This is a genomic window from Macrococcus sp. GL_134 (assembly GCF_057834705.1).
In genome coordinates this window covers 1,456,484-1,474,235 of the sequence record NZ_CM174409.1, presented here as the reverse complement: position 1 = coordinate 1,474,235, position 17,752 = coordinate 1,456,484, and the positions used below count along the sequence as shown (strand labels likewise).

At 44.4% G+C, this 17,752-nt stretch carries 19 protein-coding genes and 1 pseudogene; 17 read left to right on the top strand and 3 right to left on the bottom strand.

Annotated features, from left to right (window positions below):
- Positions 1-14: 14 nt before the first annotated feature.
- Positions 15-143 (bottom strand): hypothetical protein, encoded by a 129-nt coding sequence (locus AC3IPL_RS07570; protein WP_489240333.1) that lies wholly within the window; start codon positions 141-143, stop codon positions 15-17.
- Positions 144-442: 299 nt separating this feature from the next.
- Between AC3IPL_RS07570 and leuS the strand changes: the two genes are divergently transcribed.
- Positions 443-2,857, top strand: a complete 2,415-nt coding sequence (gene leuS / locus AC3IPL_RS07565) for a leucine--tRNA ligase (protein ID WP_489240331.1) — start codon at positions 443-445, stop codon at positions 2,855-2,857.
- A gap of 8 nt (positions 2,858-2,865) precedes the next feature.
- Positions 2,866-3,162 (top strand): rhodanese-like domain-containing protein, encoded by a 297-nt coding sequence (locus AC3IPL_RS07560; RefSeq protein ID WP_489240329.1) that lies wholly within the window; start codon positions 2,866-2,868, stop codon positions 3,160-3,162.
- 29 nt (positions 3,163-3,191) lie between these two features.
- Here the strand turns inward: AC3IPL_RS07560 and AC3IPL_RS07555 are convergent, their stop codons facing one another.
- Positions 3,192-4,442: a BaiN/RdsA family NAD(P)/FAD-dependent oxidoreductase gene (locus AC3IPL_RS07555; protein ID WP_489240327.1), complete on the bottom strand. Its 1,251-nt coding sequence runs from the start codon at positions 4,440-4,442 to the stop codon at positions 3,192-3,194.
- Positions 4,443-4,544: 102 nt separating this feature from the next.
- On the opposite strand from AC3IPL_RS07555, the gene AC3IPL_RS07550 reads away from it, so the two are divergent.
- The 10 genes and pseudogenes from AC3IPL_RS07550 (at position 4,545) to AC3IPL_RS07505 (ending at position 13,523) form a co-directional block, all read left to right on the top strand.
- Entirely contained in the window at positions 4,545-6,185 is a 1,641-nt protein-coding gene (locus AC3IPL_RS07550) for a putative polysaccharide biosynthesis protein (RefSeq protein WP_489240325.1), read from the top strand.
- Positions 6,182-6,886, top strand: a complete 705-nt coding sequence (locus AC3IPL_RS07545; RefSeq protein WP_489240323.1) for a pseudouridine synthase — start codon at positions 6,182-6,184, stop codon at positions 6,884-6,886. Before AC3IPL_RS07550 ends, AC3IPL_RS07545 begins: the two co-directional genes overlap by 4 nt.
- 69 nt (positions 6,887-6,955) lie before the next feature.
- Entirely contained in the window at positions 6,956-7,105 is a 150-nt protein-coding gene (locus tag AC3IPL_RS07540; RefSeq protein WP_489240321.1) for a hypothetical protein, read from the top strand.
- 2 nt (positions 7,106-7,107) lie between these two features.
- Positions 7,108-7,425 (top strand): hypothetical protein, encoded by a 318-nt coding sequence (locus AC3IPL_RS07535; RefSeq protein WP_489240319.1) that lies wholly within the window; start codon positions 7,108-7,110, stop codon positions 7,423-7,425.
- A gap of 108 nt (positions 7,426-7,533) precedes the next feature.
- A complete protein-coding gene (gene pepV, locus AC3IPL_RS07530) occupies positions 7,534-8,943 on the top strand; it encodes a dipeptidase PepV (protein ID WP_489240317.1) in 1,410 nt (469 codons plus the stop codon).
- A gap of 4 nt (positions 8,944-8,947) precedes the next feature.
- Complete coding sequence (dat, locus tag AC3IPL_RS07525) at positions 8,948-9,781, top strand: D-amino-acid transaminase (RefSeq protein ID WP_489240315.1); 834 nt, start codon at positions 8,948-8,950, stop codon at positions 9,779-9,781.
- Positions 9,782-9,977: 196 nt separating this feature from the next.
- Positions 9,978-10,769: a phosphotransferase family protein gene (locus AC3IPL_RS07520; RefSeq protein WP_489240313.1), complete on the top strand. Its 792-nt coding sequence runs from the start codon at positions 9,978-9,980 to the stop codon at positions 10,767-10,769.
- 13 nt (positions 10,770-10,782) lie between these two features.
- Positions 10,783-11,419 (top strand): annotated as a pseudogene (gene trmB, locus AC3IPL_RS07515) (tRNA (guanosine(46)-N7)-methyltransferase TrmB).
- A gap of 99 nt (positions 11,420-11,518) precedes the next feature.
- The gene (locus AC3IPL_RS07510; RefSeq protein ID WP_489240312.1) at positions 11,519-12,349 is read left to right on the top strand and encodes an MBL fold metallo-hydrolase; all 831 of its coding nucleotides are present in this window, start codon (positions 11,519-11,521) and stop codon (positions 12,347-12,349) included.
- Positions 12,342-13,523, top strand: coding sequence for a MalY/PatB family protein (locus AC3IPL_RS07505; protein WP_489240310.1), 1,182 nt, complete (start codon positions 12,342-12,344; stop codon positions 13,521-13,523). Before AC3IPL_RS07510 ends, AC3IPL_RS07505 begins: the two co-directional genes overlap by 8 nt.
- A gap of 70 nt (positions 13,524-13,593) precedes the next feature.
- Here AC3IPL_RS07505 and AC3IPL_RS07500 read toward each other — a convergent pair whose 3' ends face one another.
- The gene (locus AC3IPL_RS07500; RefSeq protein WP_489240308.1) at positions 13,594-13,905 is read right to left on the bottom strand and encodes a hypothetical protein; all 312 of its coding nucleotides are present in this window, start codon (positions 13,903-13,905) and stop codon (positions 13,594-13,596) included.
- A 153-nt stretch (positions 13,906-14,058) separates the two neighbouring features.
- Between AC3IPL_RS07500 and AC3IPL_RS07495 the strand changes: the two genes are divergently transcribed.
- The 5 genes from AC3IPL_RS07495 (at position 14,059) to AC3IPL_RS07475 (ending at position 17,734) form a co-directional block, all read left to right on the top strand.
- Positions 14,059-14,838: an amino acid ABC transporter substrate-binding protein gene (locus AC3IPL_RS07495; protein ID WP_489240306.1), complete on the top strand. Its 780-nt coding sequence runs from the start codon at positions 14,059-14,061 to the stop codon at positions 14,836-14,838.
- Positions 14,822-15,541, top strand: coding sequence for an amino acid ABC transporter permease (locus AC3IPL_RS07490; protein ID WP_489242312.1), 720 nt, complete (start codon positions 14,822-14,824; stop codon positions 15,539-15,541). The genes AC3IPL_RS07495 and AC3IPL_RS07490 overlap by 17 nt, the downstream gene beginning before the upstream one ends.
- Positions 15,538-16,269 carry an amino acid ABC transporter ATP-binding protein gene (locus tag AC3IPL_RS07485; RefSeq protein WP_489240305.1) on the top strand — a complete coding sequence of 244 codons (732 nt, stop codon included), beginning with the start codon at positions 15,538-15,540 and terminating at the stop codon, positions 16,267-16,269. The genes AC3IPL_RS07490 and AC3IPL_RS07485 overlap by 4 nt, the downstream gene beginning before the upstream one ends.
- Positions 16,270-16,424: 155 nt before the next feature.
- Entirely contained in the window at positions 16,425-17,429 is a 1,005-nt protein-coding gene (locus AC3IPL_RS07480) for a PTS sugar transporter subunit IIC (protein ID WP_489240303.1), read from the top strand.
- Positions 17,426-17,734 (top strand): thioredoxin family protein, encoded by a 309-nt coding sequence (locus tag AC3IPL_RS07475; protein WP_489240301.1) that lies wholly within the window; start codon positions 17,426-17,428, stop codon positions 17,732-17,734. Before AC3IPL_RS07480 ends, AC3IPL_RS07475 begins: the two co-directional genes overlap by 4 nt.
- Positions 17,735-17,752: the final 18 nt, after the last annotated feature.

The window sequence follows — 17,752 nt, the reverse complement described above, 5'->3', positions numbered from 1 at the left end:
CCGATTTTTCATTTTTATGGGACACTCAACTCTGGGCAATAGAATGAGTGTCCGATTAAGTCATTCAATTCTTCTGCACTTAATTCCGCACGATGCTTGATCTGCTGCCAGATAGGTTGAACTCTATTTTTGACAATTTCCACGTCACACCTACTGTCCTCTATTTTAACTGGTAATTTTTTTAACCTGTAAAAACTTCTTGCACATTCATCTTAATCATTTTATAGTAGATATTAACTGGAGTAGTAACCTTGAATCATTTTTCAGAGAGTCAGTGGCGGTGGGAACTGATATTGAGTACAGGTGAACTTGCCGGGGTTCTGAAATTTAACACATTAAGCTGCACTTAACAGTGAATTGCGGGTGGTACCGCGGTTGTCTATATGACAGTCGTCCCTCTTACAGGGATGACTGTCTTTATTTATGTCAAGGAGGAAAACATATGAGCTTTAATCACAAAGAAATTGAGAAGAAGTGGCAGCAGTACTGGGCTGAAAACAAAACGTTCAAAACAGCAGAAGATTCATCTAAAAAGAAATTTTATGCGCTTGATATGTTCCCGTATCCATCAGGAGCAGGTCTGCACGTCGGACATCCAGAAGGCTATACAGCGACAGACATCATGTCGCGTTTCAAACGGATGCAGGGTTACAATGTGCTTCATCCAATGGGCTGGGATGCATTTGGTCTGCCGGCTGAACAGTATGCGATTGATACCGGCAATGATCCTGCTGAATTCACGCTGAAAAATATTCAGACGTTCAAACGTCAAATTCAGGAACTCGGCTTCAGCTATGACTGGGACCGTGAAGTGAATACGACAGATCCGAATTACTACAAGTGGACGCAGTGGATCTTCATCCAGCTGTACAACAAAGGGCTTGCTTATGTTGATGAAGTGGCAGTCAATTGGTGTCCTGCACTCGGTACTGTGCTATCTAACGAGGAAGTCATTGACGGCTTGTCTGAACGCGGCGGTCACCCGGTCATCCGTAAGCCGATGCGTCAATGGGTGCTGAAAATCACTGACTATGCAGATCGTCTGCTTGAGGACCTTGATGAGCTGGACTGGCCGGAATCATTGAAAGATATGCAGCGTAACTGGATCGGCCGCTCTGAAGGAGCAGAAGCAACGTTTACCGTTGAGGGGACCGACCAATCATTCGCTGTCTTCACGACAAGACCGGATACTATTTTCGGTGCAACGTATGCAGTGCTTTCTCCTGAACATCAGTTGATTGACATTATTACTACAGATGAACAGCGTGCTGCTGTGACAGCTTATCAAGAGCAGGCTGCCCGTAAATCAGACCTTGAACGGACAGACCTTGCCAAAGAAAAGACAGGAGTCTTCACTGGTGCCTATGCCCGCAATCCGTTCACTGACCAGCTCATGCCGATCTGGATTGCTGATTACGTTCTTGCATCATACGGTACTGGAGCGATTATGGCAGTTCCTGCCCATGATGAACGCGACTTCGAATTCGCGAAACAGTTCCACCTTGAGATCATTCCTGTCGTTGAGGGCGGCGATGTGACAGTCGAACCCTTCACTGGTGACGGTCCGCATATCAATTCAGGTGAACTGAATGGATTGAATAAAGAAGCGGCCATTAAGCGTGCCATTGATATGCTTGAGGCTAAGAACATCGGAATGAAGAAAGTCAGCTACAAACTACGAGACTGGCTGTTCTCCCGTCAACGTTACTGGGGTGAACCGATTCCTGTCATCACTTGGGAAGATGGTACGATGACGACCGTTCCTGAAGAAGAACTGCCGCTTATGCTGCCGAAAACAGACAAAATCACACCATCTGGTACAGGTGAATCACCACTGGCAGTCATTGAAGATTTCATCAATGTGACCGACCCTGTGACAGGTATGAAAGGGCGCCGTGAAACAAACACAATGCCCCAGTGGGCAGGCAGCTGCTGGTACTACATCCGTTATATCGATCCACACAACGACGAGATGATCGCGGATCCGAAGAAGCTTGAAGAATGGCTGCCGGTTGATCTGTATATCGGCGGGGCAGAGCACGCTGTACTGCACTTGCTGTACGCGCGTTTCTGGCACAAAGTACTGTACGACATCGGAGTCGTATCAACTAAAGAGCCATTCCAAAAATTAGTCAATCAAGGGATGATTCTTGGTGAAGGTAACGAGAAGATGAGTAAATCTAAAGGGAATGTGGTCAACCCTGACGACATCGTGAATTCACATGGTGCGGATACGCTTCGGCTATACGAAATGTTCATGGGACCACTGGAGGCATCCATAGCCTGGAACACAACGGGTGTTGACGGTGCTCGACGCTTCCTTGACCGTATTCACCGACTGCTGATAACAGAACAAGGGACAGTCTCTGAAAAAGTGACTGAAGAACCAACACCGGCGCTTGACAAAGTATACAATCAGACAGTCAAAAAAGTGACTGAAGACTATGAGACATTAGGCTTCAACACAGCGATTTCTCAGTTGATGGTATTCATCAACGACTGTTACAAACAGGACAAAATCAATAAAACTTATGTAGAAGGATTTGTGACCATGCTGTCACCGATTGCACCGCATATCGGAGAAGAGCTGTGGCAGAAACTAGGTCATACAGAAACAGTGACTTACGCACAGTGGCCGACGTTTGACGAAACAAAACTCGTTGATGATGAAGTGGAAATTGTCATTCAAGTGAATGGTAAGGTGAAACTAAAGAAATGGATTGCTAAAGATATGGCGAAGGAAGCAATGGAAGCTTCAGCGCTTGAAGAGCAGGAAATCAAAGCAGCGATAGAAGGTAAAACAGTGAGAAAAGTCATTGCAGTACCTAATAAACTTGTGAATATCGTGGCAAACTAGGAGGACATATGACTTACGAAATATCAGCCGGTGAACTGCTTAATAAGCCGGAGCAAGGTGAACATCCTCATATTATTGATATTCGCGAAGATTTTGAAGTGCAGATGGGGATGCTGAAGACTGCTGTTCATATACCGATGAATGAAATTCCGAATGCGATGCCTGAACTAAAAGTAAATGAACCGTATTATATTTTGTGTGCGCATGGTGTCAGAAGTGAAAAAGTCACTGAATATCTGCGTGAACATGATTTTGATGCATATAATGTTCTCGGCGGCATGGCAGCTATCGAACAAACAACATAAAAGAGGCGGGAACTATGTTCCCGCCTCTTTTATGTCGTGCGGCAGTGATAGCCCGCGACATAGCCCGTCACTAGAGCACTCGTAATGTTATAACCACCGGTATAACCATGAATATCAAGAACTTCACCGCAGAAATAAAGATTATCATGCAGCTTAGACTGCATAGTTGCCGGAACGACTTCTTTGACAGAGACACCGCCGCCTGTGACGAATGCTTTGTCGATCGATAACGTTCCGTTCACTGTGAAGCTGAACTGTTTCAGTGATTCGATGAACGTCGCTAAATCATCTTTTTTGACATGATGTGCTGTCAGCTCTAATTCTATACCTGCCTGCTCCAGCAGAAACAACAGCCAGCGCTCCTGCACTAATCCTTTCAGACTGTTTTTCAGTGCCTTGTCCGGCGACTCATTGATAATTGTCCGGATGCGCCCTGTCAATTCGTGCAGTGACTCTTCCGGAAAGCTGTCAATTGTCATCTTGATATCCTGACATTTCTGACGCTGCTGTTCCTTGTAGACAAATTGAGAACACCGGAGAGCGGCAGGGCCTGAAATGCCGAAATGGGTAAACAGCATATCCATCTGATGGGTAATCGCAGGCTTGCCGTTTTTTTTCAGTACACTCAAGCCGACATTTTGAAGACTGAGGCCTTGCAGTACTTTTGAGCGGATGAAAGGTTCACGTGAAGTAATGGGGACTTCCGTCGGGAACAAGTCAGTGATCGTATGACCGGCCTGCTGAGCAAAGATATAGCCGTCGCCCGACGAACCTGTCTGCGGCACACTTTTACCGCCTGTTGCTATGATGACTTGATTCGATTTAATGGCTTCTCTATCTGTTTTGACTCCTGTGATTCTGCCGTCAGTCAACAGCAGTGATTCTACTTTGACGTCTGTCATCACATCGACTTTGTTTTCTTTAAGATGACTGAGCAGTGTGCTGACCACGTCTTTTGCGTTATTCGACACCGGGAACATGCGGCCGTGATCTTCTTCTTTCAGCTTGACACCACGTGATTCGAAGTACTGAATGATATTTTCGTTGTCGAACGTGTGAAAAGCGCTGTAGAGAAATCTGCCGTTACCGGGAATGTGACTGATGATTTCTTCATAAGGGAGACGGTTCGTGACATTGCATCTTCCTCCGCCTGAAATCTGCAGTTTTCGGCCCAGCTGATTCTTCTTGTCGATCAACAGGACGCGGTCGCCGGCTTCACTGGCACTGATGGCAGCCATCAGTCCGCTCGGTCCGCCCCCGATTACAATAGTATGGTACATAATGGTCTCCTTTACGTTGAGATATTAATATAAAAGTAGTGTATCGCAATTAAAGATGATAAGATATCTTTAGTTTAAATATAGAGAGTTAGGGATGAAAATATGTCACAAAGTAGTTCGCTGGTCCGCAGTACATTTATATTGACGGCCAGCATATTCATTACAAAAGTGCTCGGAATCTTATATGTGATTCCATTCTACGCGATTATCGGAGGGGAACGGAACCTTGCACCTTATAACTATGCGTATAACCCGTACACAGTGATGCTGGTAGTTGCAGGAGCAGGTGTGCCGCTAGCTGTCGCAAAATATGTGTCCAAATATAATGCACTGGGTGCCTACAAAGTCAGTCAGAAACTCTACAAATCAAGTTTAATTGTTATGACGATGACCGGTATACTCGGCTTTACCTTATTATACTTGCTGGCCCCGGTGATTGCTGAAGCAACGCTCGCTAAACATCATCCGAATCCGAGCAGCGACGCCTGGAGTGTCAGTGAAATTACGGAAATCATCCGAGTCATTTCTGTCGCGGTCATCTTCATACCGTTTCTCGCTACATTCAGAGGGATTTTCCAAGGCTATGATTCGATGGGACCGACTGCAGTATCGACTGTCATTGAACAGATAGCCCGTATTATCTTCCTGCTCGGCGGGGCATTGATTGTCATGAAATATATGGGCAGCAACATTCTGCTGGCTAATGAAGTAGCGACATTTGCCGCTGCTATCGGCGCCTTGTTTGCGCTGTTGACCCTATGGTATTACTGGCGGAAACGCAAACCTCATATTGACCAGATGATTGAATCGGATCATACAGGAACGACGGTCGGCTACCGCGAAATGTACAAAGAAATATTGATGTACAGCATTCCTTTTGTCATTGTCAGCCTCTGTTTCCCGATTTATTTGATCATTGATCAGTTCACACATAATCGCGGACTGGATATCGCAGGCGTGCCGGTTGAAATGCATGACCCGCTGCTCACGATGCTGAATTTGACGACTAACAAGCTGGTGATGATTCCGACGTCACTTGCCTCAGGGTTTGCCATCAGTCTTGTTCCTGCCATTACGAAGGCTCATGCCTCGGGTCAGATCCGTGCCATGCACCATCAGATCAAAACATCACTCGGACTGTTAATGTTCCTTACCGTCCCGGCGTCACTTGGTATTATGATACTTGCTGCGCCGCTCTATACATCTTTTTACAGCTTTGACCCTATGGCCAATCATATTCTTTATTATTACGCACCGGTTGGCATACTCATTGCGTTATTATCAGTCACTGCTGCGATGCTGCAGGGAATTGATAAGCAGGGACTGACCGTGTGGATTGTCATCGGTTCATTGATCATCAAAGCAGTGATCAATCTGCCGCTTATCATTATGTTCCAGACAGTCGGTGCTGTCCTGGGTACTGCCGTTGCTCTGACAGCAGCAATTATTTGCAATCTATTAGTCATCAAGAAATATGCGCATTTCAAATTCCGTTCGACCTTCATAGAAATAGCGCAGATCATCATGTACAGCGTGCTGATGGTATTGGTTGTTGAACTTATCTATCTCGGCATGATTCAGTTCTTAAGTGTCAGCAACAAGCTGGAAGCACTGATCATTCTAGTTGTATGTGCTGTTGTCGGCGGGCTGTTCTATGGTTATCTGTCACTGCGTTCAGGCCTTGCTGAGAAATATCTCGGCAGCCGTGTCGCACGACTCAGCAGAAAAGTAGGACGCGCATGAGGTTAGACAGGTTCCTTGCGAATACTGGTCACGGTTCCAGGACAGAAGTGAAGCAGCTCATCAAAAAAGGCAGTGTAACCATCGACAGCAGCATAGTCAAAAAAGCAGATACGAAGTTCAATCCAGAGCAGCAGATCGTCGCTGTCAATGGTGATGTCATTCATTATGAGCCGTTGATCTATATCATGCTGAATAAACCAGCAGGTGTCATCAGTGCAACGGAAGATTCATTGCATCGCACGGTGATAGCCCTCGTTCCGGACTATCAGCATTATGACCTGCATCCTGTCGGCAGGCTCGACAAAGATACAGAAGGGCTGTTGATATTGACCAACGATGGTCAGTTCAGCCATGACGTACTCAGTCCAAGAAAGCATGTGAACAAAACTTATTACGCTGAAATCAACGGCGTCGTCACTGCAGAAACAGTCAGTCAATTTAAGGCCGGACTCACTTTGGATGATGGGTATGAGACAATGCCTGCACAGTTGACGATTCTATCCTCAGCTGACACAAGTCACATTGAAGTGGTCATCCAGGAAGGTAAGTTCCATCAGGTCAAACGCATGTTTGAAGCAGTCGGTATGACAGTCAGTTATTTAAAGCGTGTGAAGATGGGCAGTCTTGCTCTCGATCCATCGCTTGACTACGGCCAGTACAGAAAGTTGACAGCCCAGGAAGTCAATCTCGTAAAAAATTAACCGAATGGTTTAGCCTTATGTGGTTTGGGTATATTTCTATTACAAATCTTATAAACGAGGTGTTTAACGATGGCAAAACAAGCAGGATTATTAAGAGCAGCATTGGTTATCGGAGGTACTGCAGCAGCAGCCTATTTCTCTAAGAAAGAAAACTTAGACCGTGTGATGAACAAAGTAGACAAAGAAAAAAATACAACAACGAAAAAGAGAGGGATCTAACGATGGCAAAACAAGCAGGATTATTAAGAGCAGCATTGGTTATCGGAGGTACTGCAGCAGCAGCCTATTTCTCTAAGAAAGAAAATTTAGATCGTGTATTAGATAAAGTGAATCAACCAAAATCACCGGGCAGCAAGCCGAGTCTTGCAGATAAAGTAAAAGAAAAAGCTGCGCCGTTACTTGACCAGTCATCTTCAAACGAAGAACGTTTCCCTAAAACTCAGAAAGATACTTATGAGCAGATAACGACATTTGACGATGAAGGCGGCGGTGGAGTGAACAACATCCATACGGTGCATGATCAAAACCTTAGAAATTAATAGAATGAATGACAGCTGTCTACTAGTAGACAGCTTTTTTTAGTGAAGTCATTTTAAAACAGCCGTTTTTGCTGTAAGATAGAAGTATTGAAGATAGGGGGCTTAATTATGTGGAGAGAGAAAGTAGCAGAATATGAGCAGGCCATTGTAGAAGATTTGAAAGGGCTGCTTGCGATTAACAGTGTCAGAGATGACAGTTTGATGTCTAAAGAAACACCGGTTGGACCAGGACCAAGAGAAGCACTTGAATACATGTATAAGCTTGCTGAACGAGACGGGTTCAACCATGTAGACGTAGATCACGTTGCAGGCCGTATTGAAATGGGTAAAGGTGACGAGTTGTTTGGTATTCTATGTCACGTTGACGTTGTGCCACCAGGCAGCGGCTGGGATACAAATCCATTTGACCCGGTTGAAACAGAAGATAAAATTATTGCGCGCGGTACGCTTGACGATAAAGGACCGACGATTGCTGCTTATTATGCAGTCAAAATTTTGAACGATATGAATGTGGACTTCAAAAAAAGGATTCACGTCATCGTCGGTACAGACGAAGAATCAGGCTGGATGTGTACTGAACGTTACTTCCAGACAGAAGAAATGCCGGACCTCGGCATTGCGCCTGACGCTGACTTTCCATTGATTCACGGCGAAAAAGGGTTGACGACATTCGATATCATTCAAAACAGCGCAACAGAAGACAGTACAGCACCAGAAGTTGAACTAAAAGCATTGAATGCCGGAGAACGTTATAACATGGTGCCTGACTTTGCGGAAGCGAAGCTGCTGGTCAGAGAAAAAATGGACTTCATCATCCAGTCATTTGACAACTACATCAATGACCATCAATTGACAGGTAAAGCGACTGTTGACAGCGGCAGTCTGCTTCTTCAGATTGAAGGGAAGTCTGTACACGGAATGGATCCATCTATCGGTGTGAATGCCGGAATGTTCCTGGTGAACTTCCTGAACACACTGGCTCTTGACGAAAAAGCTAAAGCATTCGTAGCGCTTGGTGACCGTTATTTATTTGACTCTCATTTCGGTGAGAAGATGGGCATGGCTTTTGAAGATGTAGAGATGGGCAAAGTGACAACGAATATCGGTATCATCAGCTATACAGATATCGACGGGGGTCATTACGGCATCAACCTGCGCTATCCTACAGGTTTTGATTTCACGACAGAAATCGCTCGATTCACTGAAAAAGTCGGCGAAGTTGGCTTTGAAATCGTTGTGAACACACACCAGGTGCCTCACTATGTCGATAAAAACGATCCATTTGTGACAAAACTCCTGACGGCTTATCGCAACCAGACCGGTGATATGACCGAACCTTATACTATCGGCGGTGGAACGTATGCCCGCAACCTTGAAAAAGGGGTGGCATTCGGAGCGATGTTCAAAGACTCCGTAGATTTAATGCACCAAAAAAATGAATACATGACGAAAAAACAGCTCTTTGATGCGACAGCCATCTATCTGGAAGCCATCCATGCTGTCTGTGTGGAGGCGTAAGCAGTTGACAGTTGTTTATTATAACGGTGAATTTCACGACGATGCGGTTACGTTGGACATCAATGATAGAGGATATCAGTTTGGTGACGGTGTCTATGAAGTTGTCAGAGTATATGACGGCAGATTGTTCACGGCTCGTGAGCACTTCGAACGATTAGTCCGGAGTGCGGGAGAAATCAGCATTGTGCTTGAACTGACAGTGGATGATTATATCGAGCTGTGTCAACAGCTGATTGACAAGAATCATCTTGTGAGCGGCAATATTTACATTCAGATTACGCGCGGTGTGGCAGTACGTAATCATGCTTTTCCAGCAGGGGCTTCGCCTGTTACTTTGATGTATACGTACGAGGCTGCGCGTCCAGTGGAAGGGATGCAGTCAGGCGTCAACGTAATTACAGCAGAAGACTTCCGCTGGCTGCGCTGTGACATCAAAAGTCTCAATCTGCTGGCCAATGTGCTGAACAAACAAAAAGCTGTGGAGGCAGGCGCAGTGGAAGCGGTCCAGATTCGAGACGGCATTGTCACTGAAGGTGCCTCAACTAATGTCTATCGCATTAAAGACGGCACCATCTATACTCATCCAGTGAATCACCTCATATTGAACGGAATTACGCGCAGAGTCATCAAAGAATGTGCAGATGAACAGTCTATTCCATTCGTCGAAGAAGCGTTTGATGTAGAACAGTTGTTGTCAGCAGATGAAGTGTTCATTTCAAGCACGACACTTGAAGTGACACCTGTCAGACAGATTGACGAGCAAATCATCGGAGAACCTGGACCGATTACACGCAAATTACAGCAGGCATTTGAAGAGAAAATTCAGAGCGGCAGATAATTTAGTGCCTTGAGCGTTGCTATAAGGCACTTCGTGAAATGTCAATAGTTTTTGGGTAACTTTTCCGCTTGAATTACAATCGATAAGGGTATAAAATTTATAACAAGTCACTATTGGACGTGAAGGTTTTTTATCATTGATAAGGCTCTAGATTATATCTCGAGCCTTTTCTTTTTTCTGAATGGAGGTGAACACGTTGGAACATTTCTATCAATTAGGTTGGACACTGGATTCAGCAGGTGGTGCTTCAGGTGAAGCATATATGGCTGAACAGGATGGCAGGAAGCTATTTCTGAAACGTAATTCCAGCCCCTTTCTAGCAGCGCTTTCTGCCGAAGGAATCGTACCGAAGCTTGTGTGGACAAAACGGATCGAGACAGGTGAGGTCGTTACAGCACAGCACTGGAAGAACGGCAGGTCTTTAATGCATGAAGAAATGAATACCAATCGTGTGGCACTGATGCTCAGAAAAATTCATCAATCGACACAGCTGCTCAATATGCTGAAGCGGCTTGAGATGGAACCGATGTACCCCGCTATGCTGCTGAAGAAAATCAATTCTTCGTTGTCCAGAAATGTTCTTTCTCATCATGTCGTCAGAAAATCTCTGCTCTATCTCGAAGAACACATGCCTAACTTAAATGCCGCATTCTACACAGTCTGTCACGGTGATGTGAACCATAATAACTGGCTGCTGTCAGAACAGGATGAATTGTTCCTTGTTGACTGGGAAGGGGCTATGATTGCCGATCCCGCAATAGATATCGGAATGATTCTCTATACATATATTAAGCCGTCAGAGTGGTCAGAATGGCTGAGCAAATATGGCATTCAAGATACGCTTGATTTAAGAAAACGTATGAAGTGGTATACGATCATTCAGGCGATAGCAATGGTCGAATGGTATGAAGAAAAAAATCGCTATCAGGACATGAATCAATGGCTTCATTTTTTAAATGACGTCCTGATGATGAATCGTTTTATATAAGGAGAACAAACGAATGAGAATGCGTAACAAACCATGGGCAGAAGATTATTTGCTTGAACACGGTGCTATTGTAAGCATCGGTGATGACAGACAGCAGCAGATCAGCGAATGGTTCGATAATGATCAGCCGATCCATATAGAAGTCGGCAGCGGAATGGGGCGTTTCATCACTGAAATGGCAAAACAGAACCCTCATATCAACTATATCGGAATTGAACGAGATAAAAATGTGATGATTCGCATCGTTGAAAAAGCTGTCGAGCAGAATATCACGAATTTGAGACTGCTCACACTTGATGCACAAAATCTGACTGATACATTCAGAGCAGGTGAAGTAGCGAGAATTTATTTGAACTTCTCAGAATCCATGGCCGAAGACACGTCACGCGAAACGTCGATTGACCCATGAAAATTTTCTGGCCATCTATCAGCAGGTGCTCGCGGATGATGGTGAAATACATTTCAAGACTGACAATCAGCACTTGTTTGAATTTTCACTGGAAAGTATGAGCCAGTATGGTATGAAATTGAAAAATATCAATCTCGATCTACATGCAAATGAACCGGAAGATAATATTAAGACGGAATATGAGGAGAAGTTCTCCAGTAAAGGATTCCGTATTAATCGTCTGGAAGCTTCGTTTAAATAAGATGTCACCTTAATTAAAACCTTGGAATCGTTCCAAGGTTTTTTTGCATTTTGAATCTTCTGTCATTTCATGTAAAATGGAGTGGAATGGAGGGTTTGTATGTTAACTATAGGCAAGTTTAAACTAACACCATTGAATGGTGGAATCACACATTTGGACGGGGGAGCAACGTTTGGTGCTGTGCCGAAACCACTCTGGTCAAAAAGATATCCAGTCAATGATAATAATCAAGTCCCGCTCGTCACTTATCCGATTCTGATTCAGTCAGATGAGAGCAATATGCTGATAGATACAGGAGTAGGTAACGAGAAGCTGGATGCTAAGCGGATGAGAAACTATGGTATCACGTTTGAAAGTGATATTGTCAGTGAACTTGAAAAGTTGAATATGACGCCTGCAGATATAGACGTTGTCTTAATGAGTCATATGCATTTTGACCACGCACTCGGATTGACGACAGCTGATGGCAAGTCTGTATTCCCAAAGGCGAGAATCATTACGACGGCAACCGAATGGGAAGAGATGCGTCATCCTAACATTCGCAGCAAGTCAACATACTGGCAGATGAATTACGAAGGGATAGAACATCAAGTAGAAACGTTTGAAGATGAACTTGAAGTCTGTCCCGGAATCACAATGATACATACAGGCGGGCATAGCGACGGCCACAGCATCATCGTCATTAAAGACGGCGGAGCGTGCGCTGTCCATATGGGAGATTTACTGCCGACGACGGCCCACCGAAATCCATTATGGGTGACTGCTTACGATGATTACCCGATGGATTCGATCTTTCAGAAGGAAGAGCTGTTTGAAATCTTCAAAAAGGCCTGGTACGTTCTCTACCATGATGTCAATTACTTTGCAGTAACCTTTGATGGAATGAATATTGCTGAGACAATGATAAGGGAGAGGAAGGGACATGTATAACTTTGATGAACAGATTGAGCGCAATGGCACGGACTGCATTAAATACGATGCTATGGATTTGATGTATTCGACCGGTGACATGATGCCGTTCTGGATTGCTGACATGGATTTCAGTACGCCGGCACCGATTGTCGCTGCCATGAAGAAACGTCTTGATCATCCGGTGTTCGGCTACTCAAAATGGAATACAGATGAATTTTATGATGCAGTCAAACATTGGTATAGAACGCGGTTCAATGCACGGGTCATGAACAATGACCTGCACTATGCACCAAGCGTGCTGTTCACTATCACTGAAGTCATCAGAACGTTGACGGCAGAAGGAGACGGTGTCATTATCAATACACCGAGCTATAACAATTTCATCAACTTGATTGAAGGAAATAGAAGAACGATTGTTGAAGCGCCGTTGATGGCTGATGGCAGCAGCTATAAGATGGATATGGATGCATTTGAATCGCTCTGCCAGCAGCGGAGCAACAAAGTGTTCTTGTTATGCAATCCGCACAACCCAACCGGCAAAGTATTTACGGAAGAAGAACTGACGACTATTGTCGAAATTTGCGAGGCACATGACATCTTTATCATTTCAGACGAGATACATATGGATTTTGTGAGAAGTGAAGCAGGACATCAAACACTCGTTAAATGGATGAAGCCGGACAGTCCGATTCTCGTAACGACTTGTTTAGGAAAGACGTTCAACATTTCAGGGCTGCCGCATAGTTTCTATATTACAAAGCATCGCTATATGTCACTTGATCTTAATAGAAAACTCATGTCAGTCTATGGTCTCAGCAGCACGAACTCTTTGATCAATTATGCGGTTCAAGCGGCCTATATGGAATGTGCGGACTGGGTTGATGCGGTCAACGACTATATTGGTGATAATATGCAGGTCGTACAATCGTATATTGAAACGCATTTATCCGATGTTCTTGAAGTACAGATTCCTGAAGCGACATTTTTAATGTGGATTGATTTTAAGAAAAGTGGATATGACGAGGACACGGTTCAACATGCACTGCAGCATACCGGCAAAGTAGCAGTCGGCATCGGCAGCAGCTATGAACTCGGAGTCAGCACTCATTTCAGGTTGAATGCAGCCTGTACGCGTAACCGGTTGATGGAAGGCCTTGATCGAATTAAACAGGCATTCGATTCTTTGAAGTAGCAGCGGTCAGCATCCGAATATGACATGAAACAATTCTGCGCACATAAAAAAACCAGGCAGCTGCCTGGTTTTAATTGTCATGAGTCACTTCAATGCAGTCGATCAACTGACCCGTATAGGCATCGACAATAAATTCGAACTCTTCTCTATAGTTGTCGAAGTTAGTAGTAACGCCTCCACGGAAAACTTCTGTTTCAACACCGAATTTTCTGTAGCGTTCCGGGGTATACACAATGAAGGACGATTCTACACCATTGAATTTGTCTTTGACGTCTTCAAGCAGCTGATAGGGATTTTTAAGACGGTATCTTCTACTGAATGCATAGCTTAGAACGAGAACTGTAACGACGATTGAGGAACCAATCCACCATTTTTTGTTCATGGGAAACCTCCTTTTCCTTATATTCATTATCTTAAATTACAGAAAAAATTCAAGTTTTCTCTGTCTCCAGCATCTTTTTGTTGACTAAACGATTCATTCGGATACAATTATAGTTATTCCGAGTGGAACGATAAGAATAGGAGTGTTATGTAGATGAAAAAGTTATATTGGGTATTAGCAGCATTGATTTTTGTGCTGGCAGCATGTGGTCAGGATGATGACAATGGTAAGAAAGCATCAACAGAAAAAGAAAAAGTATTAACTATCGGCACTGAAGGGACATACGCACCATTCAGCTATCATGACAAGCAGGACAAGTTGACCGGCTACGACGTTGAAGTGGCTGAAGCCGTTGCTAAAGAAGCAGGATACAAAGTGAAATTCGTTGAAACACAATGGGACTCTATGTTCTCAGGTCTGAATGCAGGACGTTTCACAACAGTCGCGAATCAAGTAGGTATTAACGACGAACGTAAAGAAAAATACAAATTCTCAGAGCCTTATACTTATACAAGTGCTGTATTAGTCACGCGTAAAGGCAATGATGACATTAAATCATTCGAAGATGTCAAAGGTAAGAAACTTGCACAAACATTGACTTCAAACTACGGTAAACTTGCGAAAGACTATGGTGCAGATATTACTCAAGTGGAAGGATTCAACCAATCGATGGAACTTGTATTATCCAACCGTGTTGAAGGGACTTTCAATGAAAAATTGTCAGTGCTCGATTACTTGAAACAGAAGAAATCAGCTGACGTAAAAATCATTGAAGGAGATGCAGAAAAAAGTGAATCAGCATTTGTATTCACTAAAAAAACTGATCAGGCCATTATCGATGACGTAAATAATGCGTTGAAAGCATTACAGGATAACGGTGAATTGACTAAGATCAGTGAGAAATGGTTTGGTGAAGATGTTTCTAAACCTTAATGAAACACAGCAGCATGCTCTTGATGCCGCAAAGCAGGCCTTTATGCCGATGCTCGAAGGATTAATCAAATATTCCATTCCGATTACACTGGTCACTTTTGTGTTAGGCCTGATCATTGCGCTCGCCACTGCTTTAATGCGTGTATCGGATCATGCTGTGGCACGCGGCATTGCTCGGTTCTATGTATCGATTATTCGTGGAACGCCGATGATTGTACAACTCTTCATTATCTTTTATGGTATTCCCGAAATCGGCCGCCTTATTACAGGCGACCCTGATAGACAATTGACGTTGACGCCGGTGATCGCGGCCATTATCGGTCTGAGCCTTAACGTCGGTGCCTATGCCTCAGAAATCATCCGCGGAGGTATCGTATCGATTCCTAAAGGTCAGCGTGAAGCCGCCTATTCCATAGGGATGAGTGAATGGATGACGATGCGAAGAATTATATTACCGCAGGCACTGCGCGTATCAGTCCCTGCACTTGGTAACACGTTTTTAAGCCTGATCAAGGACACTTCACTGCTTGGATTCATTCTTGTCGCTGAAATGTTCCGTAAAGCACAGGAAGTCGCAGCGACATCTTATGAATTTCTCTCGATCTATTTACTCGTTGCTGTCATGTACTGGGTAGTATGTTTTATCATCTCACTTGTTCAAGGGATGTATGAACGCCGTCTTGAAAGGAAGTATACGATATGATAGAACTGAACAATATTCATAAAAGTTTCGGTGACAAAGAAGTCATCAAAGGAGTAGACTTGACTGTTGAGAACGGTGAAGTCGTCGTATTGATCGGCCGTAGTGGTTCTGGTAAGACGACGCTTCTCCGCATGATCAATGCTCTTGAATTACCGACTTCCGGTCAAGTCACTGTAGACGGAGCGAGTTATTCCAATACCAATAAACGCAGTCAAATTGCTGTCCGTAAAAAATCAGGGATGGTCTTCCAAAACTATCAGCTGTTCCCTCATAAGACAGCTTTAGAAAACGTGATTGAAGGATTAGTTACTGTCAAGAAGATGTCGAAGACAGAAGCTGAGACGATTGGTGTTGACCTGTTGCGCAAAGTAGGTCTGGAACAAGTGAAAGATCAATATCCTGCTGGATTATCCGGAGGCATGCAGCAGCGTGTCGGTATTGCTCGTGCACTAGCGATGAATCCGAAAGTCATGTTGTTCGACGAACCGACTTCAGCACTGGATCCTGAATTGGTGACGGATGTTCTGAATGTCATGAAAGAACTGGCAGCTGAAGGGATGACGATGGTCATTGTCACGCACGAAATGAATTTCGCCAAAAACGTTGCCAGCAAGATTGCGTTCATTCACGAAGGACGAATCGAAGAAGCCGGTACGCCGGATGAAATTTTTAACCATCCGAAAAGTGAAGCGTTACAACGTTTTCTGAATATTATCGACCAAAAATAATAGTATCAGGTTCTTGAAGGATGAAGAACCGTGATATCAAACGGGGATCTTAACGATGAGATTCCCGTTTTATTGAGTCGTTAAGACGCATTAAATTGTAAATTGTTAATGTCGCTTTTGATTTTTTTCGCTATACTGATTAAGAGGTGAAGGGGATGAAAGGATATTTAAAGCGTTGGTTGATCGATGGAATGAGTTTTATGGCTCTTGGTTTGTTCAGCTCACTTATTATCGGTCTTATTATTGAAACTGCAGGGACTGAACTAAAACCATTTTTTGATACCAGCCTGCTGCTTGACATCGGCAGGATGGCCAAGCAGTATACAGGTGCGGCTGTCGGTGTCAGTGTTGCCTATGGTCTCGGTGCATCGCCGCTGGTTATTTTCTCGAGCGCTATTACGGGAATGTACGGCTATGAGCTCGGAGGCGCCGCCGGTACTTATATCGTTTCACTAGTTACAACAGAACTGGGAGGGCTGTATAGCGGTAGAACTAAAGTTGATATTTTGCTGACACCATTATTGACGCTGTTGATCGGCGGCTTTGTCGCGAAATTAATCGGACCGTTTATCGCGAAGCTGATGGCGAGTATCGGGGAGTTTATTACGTTTTCAACAGCGCAGCAGCCGCTGTTGATGGGGATACTAGTAGCACTTGTCTTCGGTGTGACACTGTCAAGCCCGGTCTCCAGTGCAGCGCTCGCATTAATGCTGAACATTGAGGGGACAGCGGCCGCTGCAGCAACAATCGGCTGCTGCTGTCACATGGTTGGTTTCGCGGTGACGAGCTACGGGGATAATGGAATACAAGGATTAATCGCAAACGGCATCGGGACAAGCAAAATCCAGATTCCGAACTACATGAGAAATCCATTCATACTCGTCCCTCCGGTGCTCGCAAGTATCATCACTGCACCGCTGATGACGATGTTCTGGCCGATGCAGAACGTTGCTGCCGGTGCAGGTATGGGGACCAGTGGCTTTGTCGGTCAGATTATGACCATTAAGACAATGGGTTCATCTCTTACTACGTGGCTGCAGATCGGTCTATTCCATTTTCTGCTGCCGGGACTCATCAGTTATTTTGTCTACCGATTGATGAAAAACGCACAGATCATCAAACCAGGTGACCAACAAATTATGACAGGAGAGAGAATATGATTCAATTGACAAACCAGGAACAATTTCAAGAACTGATTCAATCACCGACGATAGTGATGTTTACAGCAGGGTGGTGTCCGGACTGTCACTTCATACAGCCGGCATTACCTGAAATAGAAGCGGCACATCCAGATTATCAGTTCGTATCTGTTGACCGTGATGAATTCATGGATATTGCCGTGCAGTATGATGTGATGGGGATTCCAAGCTTTGTCGCATTTGACGGCGGTTCTGAAACAGGTCGCTTTGTTTCCAGAGATAGAAAAACACAAGAAGAGATCAATCAATTCATTGATGCTTTGTGACATTCAACCACGATGGGA

Coding starts and splice junctions, on each gene's coding strand:
- AC3IPL_RS07555 (WP_489240327.1), bottom strand. CDS start 4,442: ATGTACCATACTATTGTAATCGGGGGCGGACCGAGCGGACTGATGGCT.
- AC3IPL_RS07510 (WP_489240312.1), top strand. CDS start 11,519: ATGTTAACTATAGGCAAGTTTAAACTAACACCATTGAATGGTGGAATC.
- AC3IPL_RS07535 (WP_489240319.1), top strand. CDS start 7,108: ATGGCAAAACAAGCAGGATTATTAAGAGCAGCATTGGTTATCGGAGGT.
- AC3IPL_RS07475 (WP_489240301.1), top strand. CDS start 17,426: ATGATTCAATTGACAAACCAGGAACAATTTCAAGAACTGATTCAATCA.
- AC3IPL_RS07550 (WP_489240325.1), top strand. CDS start 4,545: ATGTCACAAAGTAGTTCGCTGGTCCGCAGTACATTTATATTGACGGCC.
- AC3IPL_RS07500 (WP_489240308.1), bottom strand. CDS start 13,905: ATGAACAAAAAATGGTGGATTGGTTCCTCAATCGTCGTTACAGTTCTC.
- AC3IPL_RS07495 (WP_489240306.1), top strand. CDS start 14,059: ATGAAAAAGTTATATTGGGTATTAGCAGCATTGATTTTTGTGCTGGCA.
- leuS (WP_489240331.1), top strand. CDS start 443: ATGAGCTTTAATCACAAAGAAATTGAGAAGAAGTGGCAGCAGTACTGG.
- AC3IPL_RS07490 (WP_489242312.1), top strand. CDS start 14,822: ATGTTTCTAAACCTTAATGAAACACAGCAGCATGCTCTTGATGCCGCA.
- AC3IPL_RS07545 (WP_489240323.1), top strand. CDS start 6,182: ATGAGGTTAGACAGGTTCCTTGCGAATACTGGTCACGGTTCCAGGACA.
- AC3IPL_RS07485 (WP_489240305.1), top strand. CDS start 15,538: ATGATAGAACTGAACAATATTCATAAAAGTTTCGGTGACAAAGAAGTC.
- AC3IPL_RS07560 (WP_489240329.1), top strand. CDS start 2,866: ATGACTTACGAAATATCAGCCGGTGAACTGCTTAATAAGCCGGAGCAA.
- AC3IPL_RS07505 (WP_489240310.1), top strand. CDS start 12,342: ATGTATAACTTTGATGAACAGATTGAGCGCAATGGCACGGACTGCATT.
- AC3IPL_RS07540 (WP_489240321.1), top strand. CDS start 6,956: ATGGCAAAACAAGCAGGATTATTAAGAGCAGCATTGGTTATCGGAGGT.
- AC3IPL_RS07480 (WP_489240303.1), top strand. CDS start 16,425: ATGAAAGGATATTTAAAGCGTTGGTTGATCGATGGAATGAGTTTTATG.
- pepV (WP_489240317.1), top strand. CDS start 7,534: ATGTGGAGAGAGAAAGTAGCAGAATATGAGCAGGCCATTGTAGAAGAT.